This is a genomic window from Staphylococcus sp. GDB20D11A (assembly GCF_016893255.1).
GTDB classification, from domain to species: Bacteria; Bacillota; Bacilli; order Staphylococcales; family Staphylococcaceae; genus Staphylococcus; species Staphylococcus aureus.
In genome coordinates this window covers 1-1417 of sequence record NZ_JAFEPJ010000045.1, presented here as the reverse complement: position 1 = coordinate 1417, position 1417 = coordinate 1, and the positions used below count along the sequence as shown (strand labels likewise).

The 1417-nt window shown below is 38.0% G+C and carries 2 protein-coding genes; both read left to right on the top strand.

Annotation, left to right across the window (positions count from 1 at the left end; translation table 11 throughout):
* Window positions 1-796, top strand: a 796-nt coding sequence (locus JV528_RS14545; RefSeq protein ID WP_204181882.1) for an MFS transporter, incomplete at its 5' end; no start/stop codon positions are given.
* A gap of 177 nt (window positions 797-973) precedes the next feature.
* Window positions 974-1417, top strand: a 444-nt coding sequence (locus tag JV528_RS14540) for an NAD(P)H-dependent oxidoreductase (RefSeq protein WP_162779005.1), incomplete at its 3' end; no start/stop codon positions are given.

Below are 1417 nucleotides of genomic sequence, written 5' to 3'. Positions count from 1 at the left end.
TGATTTCATTGGTGGTTTATTGCTCGGCCTCACAGTAGGATTACTCCTTTTTGGTATCACTCAAGGGGAAACTTCTGGTTTTTCTTCGTTCTCATCGTTAACTAGCCTAATTGGTTCTGTTGTAGCTTTGGTAGGGTTTATTTGGAGAATTGTTACCGCAGAAAATCCATTTGTACCACCTGTCCTGTTCAATAACAAGGATTATGTCAATACGGTCATAATTGCATTTTTTTCGATGTTTGCTTATTTCGCTGTTCTTGTGTTCGTCCCATTGCTAGTCGTTGAGGTGAATGGACTCTCTTCTGGACAGGCGGGAATGATATTGTTGCCAGGTGGTGTGGCTGTTGCAATCTTATCTCCCTTCGTTGGCCGTCTTTCTGATCGATTTGGGGATAAACGTCTGATAATTACAGGGATGACTCTGATGGGGCTGTCTACCTTATTCTTGTCCACCTATGCATCTGGTGCTTCACCTTTGTTAGTTTCCGTGGGGGTCCTCGGAGTAGGGATTGCTTTTGCATTCACGAATTCTCCCGCAAATAACGCCGCAGTAAGTGCACTCGAAGCAGACAAGGTTGGTGTCGGAATGGGGATTTTCCAAGGTGCTTTGTACCTTGGAGCAGGAACTGGAGCAGGTATGATTGGAGCATTATTATCCGCTCGACGTGATGCTACTGAGCCGATAAATCCATTATATATATTGGAAGCTATGTCCTACTCAGATGCGTTCCTTGCAGCTACAGGGGCAATACTCATTGCCTTAATAGCTGGATTAGGTTTAAAAAAGCGTGGGTAATAACTTAGTTATGTAAAGATTAGTTATTGTTTAGTTCATCTTCTATAGTTTAAGCTGTAAATAAATAGCTTAGGAATCACGCAAATTTGACTTTCTTAGAATAGAATACTTTTAAGTAACTCAACTTTCGTACACTTTTTTATTGGTGCGAAAGTTGAGTATGCTAAGGATGAAACAATGAAAACATTGGTGATCGTTTCTCACCCAGATATGCCAAATTCTCGAATCAATAAAGTTTGGGTAGAAAAAGCAGCGTCCTATCCAAAAGAAATTACCATTCATGATCTTTATAAAGAGTATCCTGATTTTATTATAAATGTAAAAAGAGAACAGGAATTAGTTGAAAATCATGATAATATTATTTTTCAATTTCCATTATATTGGTATAGCTCTCCTTCATTATTAAAAAAATGGATCGATGAAGTGATTATATATGGATGGGCTTACGGATCAAAGGGTAAAAGAATATTTTATAATCGAAAATTAGGATTAGCTATATCAGCTGGCGTAAAAAAAGGTAAATTTACAAGTATGGGTAAAAACAAGCATACATTAACCCAGATGTTAACACCATTCAAATCTTTATGTGCATACATTCACGCTGAATATGTACCAGAGTTT